6 protein-coding genes are annotated in these 6,348 nt (G+C 72.6%); 4 read left to right on the forward strand and 2 right to left on the reverse strand.

Translation table 11 applies throughout. From position 1 onward, the window contains the following. Positions 1-228 precede the first annotated feature (228 nt). The 4 genes from AB0I42_RS20160 (at position 229) to AB0I42_RS20175 (ending at position 4,379) form a co-directional block, all read left to right on the forward strand. The gene (locus AB0I42_RS20160) at positions 229-981 is read left to right on the forward strand and encodes a cellulose binding domain-containing protein (protein WP_357539058.1); all 753 of its coding nucleotides are present in this window, start codon (positions 229-231) and stop codon (positions 979-981) included. A gap of 109 nt (positions 982-1,090) precedes the next feature. Further along, positions 1,091-1,495, forward strand: a complete 405-nt coding sequence (locus AB0I42_RS20165) for a cupin domain-containing protein (RefSeq protein WP_357539059.1) — start codon at positions 1,091-1,093, stop codon at positions 1,493-1,495. A 106-nt stretch (positions 1,496-1,601) separates the two neighbouring features. Beyond that, the gene (locus tag AB0I42_RS20170; RefSeq protein ID WP_357539060.1) at positions 1,602-2,198 is read left to right on the forward strand and encodes a helix-turn-helix domain-containing protein; all 597 of its coding nucleotides are present in this window, start codon (positions 1,602-1,604) and stop codon (positions 2,196-2,198) included. Positions 2,199-2,204: 6 nt separating this feature from the next. Then, positions 2,205-4,379 (forward strand): MMPL family transporter, encoded by a 2,175-nt coding sequence (locus AB0I42_RS20175; RefSeq protein WP_357539061.1) that lies wholly within the window; start codon positions 2,205-2,207, stop codon positions 4,377-4,379. A 52-nt stretch (positions 4,380-4,431) separates the two neighbouring features. Here AB0I42_RS20175 and AB0I42_RS20180 read toward each other — a convergent pair whose 3' ends face one another. Together AB0I42_RS20180 and AB0I42_RS20185 are read right to left on the reverse strand one after the other, a co-directional pair. Then, a complete protein-coding gene (locus AB0I42_RS20180) occupies positions 4,432-5,064 on the reverse strand; it encodes a class I SAM-dependent methyltransferase (RefSeq protein ID WP_357539062.1) in 633 nt (210 codons plus the stop codon). Between the two features lie 73 nt (positions 5,065-5,137). Continuing rightward, a complete protein-coding gene (locus tag AB0I42_RS20185; RefSeq protein ID WP_357539063.1) occupies positions 5,138-6,115 on the reverse strand; it encodes an NAD(P)/FAD-dependent oxidoreductase in 978 nt (325 codons plus the stop codon). Between the last annotated feature and the right edge of the window lie 233 nt (positions 6,116-6,348).

A 6,348-nucleotide genomic window follows, 5' to 3' on the forward strand; every position in this document is an offset into this window, starting at 1 on the left:
CATCCTTCGTACAAGCGGAAACGGACATCCACGAATTAGCAGGTGACTTTCTAACAGACCCTTGTGAACGGGCTTTTGCGGTTCTGGACGGCGCTTGTACCAGACATCGACGGATGTCAGAATTCGACTCGGTCGCACCGGGAGCCTGTGCGAGTCGATCCGGCCCGAGGGGGCGAGCGGGGGTCGTCCATCACCCCCTGCCCGGCGCCTCCGATCAGGGAGGTACAGATGATTCACAAGTTCGGCGTGCTCCTGGCCGCCGCCACGGTGGCCGTGACCGGTTGGGCCACGATCGCCGGCGCCACCGTCCCCGTCGGCGCCGCCGTCCCGGCCGCCGCCCCGGCTCCGGCGCAGACCAGACCGCCGACCTGTCCGCCGGTGCTCCCGATCAGCGCAATGGTGACCGCGTCGACCGCGACCAGCCTCACCGTCACCTACTCGATCATGCTCAGCCCGCCGTGCGGATACGACCCGCCGATCACGGTCAGCCTGTTCGCCAGCCGCACCGACGCCGAGCAGTGGCGTGACCCGGTCGCCACGGCCACCTCGAGACCGCAGCGGTACGGCACGGTGACGGTCGGCGGGCTGACCCCCGACACCGAGTACTGGTTCCGGCTCAGCGACGTCGCCGGCCGCCAGGACCGTTACATCGTCGGCGGGCCGGCCCGCACCGCCGCCCAGCCGGCATGCACCGCCACGGCGGCCATTACGTCCGCCTGGGACGGCGGCTTCGTCGCCTCGGTCACCGTACGCAACACCGGCGCCGAACCGATCGACGGCTGGCGGGTCTGGTGGCAGTGGTCCGGCGACGAACGGATCCAGACGGCGTGGAACGCGGTGCCGGACGGTACGGGCACCGGTCCCGCGGTCCGCGACGCCGGCTACAACGCCGCCCTGCCGCCGGGCGGGTCGGCGACGTTCGGCCTGCTCGTGGCGACCAGCGCCGCACCGCCCACCATCGCACTGTCCTGCGCCCGCTGAACGCACTGCCCCGGGGTCGGGCCGCCTGGGACGCGGCCCGACCCCGGCGGTGTGCGCCCCCGCAGACCGGGTAACCGGGGGCGCCCGCACCGCACCCACGAGGAGGATCATGCAGATCCTGACGAAGCAGCCGACCGTCAAGGGGCCGGCCGAGATGTTCACCGGCGACGTCTGGTTCGACGTGATCGTCAAGGGCGAGGAGCCCTCCCGGGTCCGGGTCAACACGGTCCGGTTCGCCCCGGGCGCGCGTACGGCCTGGCACCGGCACGCCGTCGGGCAGACCCTGCACGTGACGGACGGGGTCGGCCTGGTGCAGGCCCGCGGTGGCGCGGTGATCGCCGTACGGCCGGGAGACACCATCCACACCCCGCCCGGCGAATGGCACTGGCACGGTGCCGCACCGGACGCTTTCATGATCCACCTTGCGATCTGGGAAGGTCCGCAGGCCGGTACCGAAACCGAGTGGGGCGCGCCCGTCACCGATGAGGAGTACGGCCAGCCGCGCGAACACTAGCCCGACGACCCGGCAGCGCGATCTAGCCGGATTGCGACATACGTCACCGACCGATCCGGATGGTTTACCGACCGAATCGGTCGGTAGCCCATGTAGGGTCGCCGGCATGGCACACGTTCACCGCCAGCAGGTCGACGAGGGCATCCTCGACCGCGCGGCGGCGCTGTTCGCCCAGCACGGATACGACCACACGTCGCTGAAGACCGTCGCCGACTCGGTCGGCCTGTCCAAGGCCGGCCTGCTGCACCACTATCCGACCAAGGAAGCGCTCTACCTCGCCACCCAGCAGTCGGTCCGCGCCCAGGGCCAACGGGTGTTCGACCAGGTCGCGGACCTGCCGCCCGGCCCGGCCCGCGACCGGCGGGCGCTGGAACTGCTGACCGACGTCGCGCTCGACCGGCCCGGCCTGGTGGCCCAGGCGTTCAGTTCGCTGACCACGCCCCCGTCGGACGGCGAGCCCGACCATCTCGACGACATCGCGACGCTCGTCTTCGCCACGTTCGCCGTCGACGCCGCCCAGCCCTCCGAACGGCTGGTCCGGGTCATCGGCGCGCTGAGCGCGCTGGCCGTACTCAGCCTGTCCGTCAACCGGGCGGCGGGCGAGAAGACCATGTGGCGGCCACACATCCTCGCCACCTGCCTAGACGCGCTCGGTCACCACCGGCGCACCCTTTCGTCCGACCCAACTCAGGTGGAGGCCTGATTCCCGATGGCTCGTCTGTTGTACCGACTCGGCTTCGGCGCGCACCGGCACCGGCTACCCGTGGTCCTGCTGTGGCTGGTGGTCCTGGCCGGCTCGGCCGTGGGCGCGGTGGCGCTGTCCGGAGGCACCTCCAACAGCTTCTCCATTCCCGGTCAGGAGTCCACCACCGCCCTGGACAAGATCCAGGAGGAGTTCGGCGCGCAGGGCGGCGCGTCCGCGCGCGTGGTGGTCAAGGCCCCCGACGGCCAGACCCTCACCACCCCGGACAACGCCCAGGCCCTCGGTGAGCTGGTGGCCCAACTGGGCACGCTGCCCGGCGTCGGCTCGGCGACCAACCCGCTCGACCCCGCCGCGCCGACGATCAACGCCCAACAGGACACCGCCTACAGCACGGTGACGTACACCGCCGGGGTCGGCGACGTCACCGAGGAGCAGCGGGACGCGCTGTTCGACGCCGCCGACAACGCCCGGGGCGGCGGCCTCACCGTCGAGGTCACCGGTGAGGCCATCCAGACGCCGCCGCACATCGGCGGCGTGGTCGAGGTGATCGGCGTCGTCGTCGCCCTGCTGATCCTCGCGGTGACGTACGGGTCGCTGGTCATGGCCGGCATGAACCTGCTGACCGCGGCCGTCGGCGTCGGCATCGGCGTACTCGGCGTCACCATCGCCACCGGCTTCATGGACCTGCAGTCCACGACCCCGATCCTGGCCACGATGCTCGGTCTGGCCGTCGGTATCGACTACGCCCTGTTCATCATCAACCGCCACCGGCAGGAACTGCGGCGCGGTGCCGACGTCGGCACCGCGATCGGCACCGCCGTCGGCACGGCCGGATCGGCGGTCGTCACCGCCGGCCTCACCGTGGTGATCGCGCTGACCGGTCTGGCCGTCGCCGGAATCCCGTTCCTGACCCAGATGGGTGTCGCCGCCGCCGCGACCATCGTGGTCGCGGTCCTCATCGCCATCACCCTCGTCCCGGCGGTGCTGAGCTACATCGGCCACCGCGCCCTGCCCCGCAAGCAGCGCGAAGCCATCGGGCAAGACGCCGACGCCCACCGGCGCGGCTTCTACGGCGGCTGGATCGACACGATCACCAGGCACCGGGTGCTGGCCCTGCTGCTGACCATCGCCGCCCTCGGCGTCGTCTCCATCCCGGTGGCGTCGATGCAGACCACCCTCGTACAGACCCAGCCGGAGGGAAGCACCCAGGCCCGCGGCGAGCAACTGCTCGCCGACGGATTCGGCGCCGGCTTCAACGGCCCCCTCGTGGTCCTGTTCGAGGGTGACCAGGCGGTCCAGGCGGCCACCGCGGCCGCCGGCACGATCCCCGGCCTCGACGACGTCGCCGTCGTCACCCCGGCCGTCCCGAACGCCGACGGCACCGCCGCCATGCTCACCGTGATCCCGCAGTCCGGGCCGACCGACGAGGCCACCGAACAGCTCGTCACCGACCTGCGCGACCAACTCGCCGACGTCGACGGTGCCACGGCGTACGTCACCGGCTCCACCGCCGTCAGCCTCGACGTCGCCACCACCCTCGACCGGGCCCTGCCGGTCTACCTGGCCGTCGTCGTCGGCCTGGCGATGATCCTGCTGGTGCTGGTGTTCCGCTCTATCCTGGTGCCGCTCGTCGGGGTGCTCGGCTTCCTGCTGACGATCGGCTCCTCGCTCGGCGCGACCGTCGCGGTGTTCCAGTGGGGCTGGCTGGCCGACGCGGTCAACCTCGACACCACCGGGCCGCTGATCAGCCTCACCCCGATCGTGGTGATCGGCATCCTGTTCGGCCTCGCCATGGACTACCAGGTCTTCCTGGTCTCCCGTATGCACGAGGCGCACAGCCACGGCGCGCTCCCCCGGGCCGCCATCGCCACCGGGTTCCGGCAGGCCGCGCCCGTCGTCGTCGCCGCGGCACTGATCATGTTCTCGGTCTTCGCCGGGTTCGTACCCAGTGGCGACCCGACGATCAAGTCCATCGCCTTCGCGCTGGCGATCGGCATCTTCGTGGACGCCTTCGTCGTCCGCATGGTGCTGGTCCCCGCGGCGCTGGCCCTGCTCGGCAGGAGCGCCTGGTGGCTTCCGGGCTGGCTGCGCTGGCTGCCGACCCTCGACGTCGAGGGTGCGGGCCTGGAGCGCGACCGGCCCCGGGTCGAGGAGAAGGTGGCCGTCGAGGTCGGCCGGTAGTACGGCCGCGAACCGGTCCCCGGGTGCCGCCGGCACCCGGGGACCGGTCGTCTCAGCGCCGTTTACGGGCCCGTAGGACCGCGTCGTGGAGGGTCATCTCGTGGCCGCCGGGGCCGGTCACGGTACGGGTCCTGGCCTCGGCGACGACGACGTCCCACCGCGTCGGGTCGAGGCTCGCCGCGACCTGCCCGGCGGTGACGTGCGACCCCGGGGCCGGGGCGTGCGGGTCGTCGGGCCGGGCCGGCGCCGGCGCGTGACCGACGACGAGCAGCGTGCCGCCCGGCGCGACCGCCGCCGCCAGCCGGGTGAACAGCGTCTCGCCGGGTGTCGCCGGGTGTACGTAGTGGGCGCAGACCAGATCGAAGTGCTCCTCGGCCGGCACCCATCCGGTCAGGTCGGCGCGTACCCACTCGACCCGGTCGGCGACGTCGGCGCCGAGGTTCCGGGCGTGTTCCCGGGCCCGGTCGAGGGCGGCGGCGGCGATGTCCACCGCGGTGACCCGCCAGCCGCGCGAGGCGAGCCAGATCGCCTCGGCGCCCTCGCCGCAGCCGGCCTCCAGCGCCGTACCGGGTGCGAGGTCGGTGGTCTCGGCCACCAGGTACGGGTTGGGCTCCCGGTGGGGGTGGGACGGGTGGTGGCCGCGGTAGCGGTCTTCCCAGTACGCCCGGTCGAATTGTTCGGACACGACGGATTCCCTTCGATGGTTCGGGGCGGTGGCGACGACCGCCCACGGCGACTCGCCGGACGCGTGCTCCGGATCAGGCCGGGACGGGGTTGCGGTGGGCCTCCACCGCACGCCTGGTCTCCTCGTTGACCAGGTCGGCGTTGACGTGCGCGGCGGCGGTGGCGCCGGCGGCCGCGGCCACGCCGACCTGCGCGGCCAGGTCGGTGACGTTCCCCGCGGCCCACACCCCGGGTACGTCGGTGACGCCGTACTGGTCGGCGGGGACGTACTCGCCCACGCCCGCGGGATGCGCGACGGGCACCAGACCGAGGGCCGTCAGGAAACCGGCGCGGGCCACCATCCGGGTCGCGACCGCCACCACCTCGCGGGCGACGACCGTGCCGTCGGCAAGGCGTACGCCCGCCAGCCGGTCGTCGACGGTCTCCAGTCCCGCCACCTCGCCGTCGACCACCCGGATGCCACGGGCCGCCAACTGCTCGGCCTGCTCGTCGGTGGGCGGCGGCATCGTGTGGGTGAAGTACGTGACGTCGGCGCTCCACTGCCGGATCAGCAGCGCCTGGTGCACCGACATCGGGCCGCTGGCCAGCACGCCGATCGCCCGGTCCCGGACCTCCCAGCCGTGGCAGTACGGGCAGTGCATGACGTCGCTCCCCCACCGCTCCCGCAGGCCGGGGACGTCGGGCAGTTCGTCGACGAGGCCGGTCGTCACCAGCAGCCGGCGGGCACGGGTCGTCCGGCCGTCGGCCAGGGTCACCGTGAACCCGTCGCCGTCGCCGTCGCCGTCGCGGGTCGCGGTGGCGACCTCGCCGGTCACCACGTGGCCGCCGTATCCGCGTACCTCCGCCCGGCCGCGTTCCAGCAGCTCGGCCGGTGGCATACCGTCACGGGCCAGCAGCCCGTGTACGCCCTGCGCCGGGGCGTTGCGGGGAGCGCCGGCGTCGATCACCACCACCGACCGCCGGGCCCGGGCCAGTGTCAGCGCACCGCTCAGTCCCGCGGCGCCGCCGCCGACCACCACCACGTCGTAGCTGTCTGTCAGCTTCTCGGTCACCACGACCACCTCCGCGGCAACCATGACCCGCTACCCACCGTGGCCGCAAGCTTTGTTGCCGCATCGGCAAGCCAGCACGGGTGCGGCCGTGCCGGGTCGGGACCCGGCACGGCCGCGTGGTGTGGTTCCGTCCGTCAGAGGCCGATGTTGGCCTGTGGTCCGGCGTGGGTGCGGAGCAGGTTCGGTACGTCGGCGGCGGGGTGGAGTTGGTAGGAGTAGAAGCTGGACGGGTT

Origin of the sequence: Polymorphospora sp. NPDC050346, assembly GCF_040655695.1 — a bacterium.
Taxonomy (GTDB): domain Bacteria; phylum Actinomycetota; class Actinomycetes; order Mycobacteriales; family Micromonosporaceae; genus Polymorphospora; species Polymorphospora lycopeni.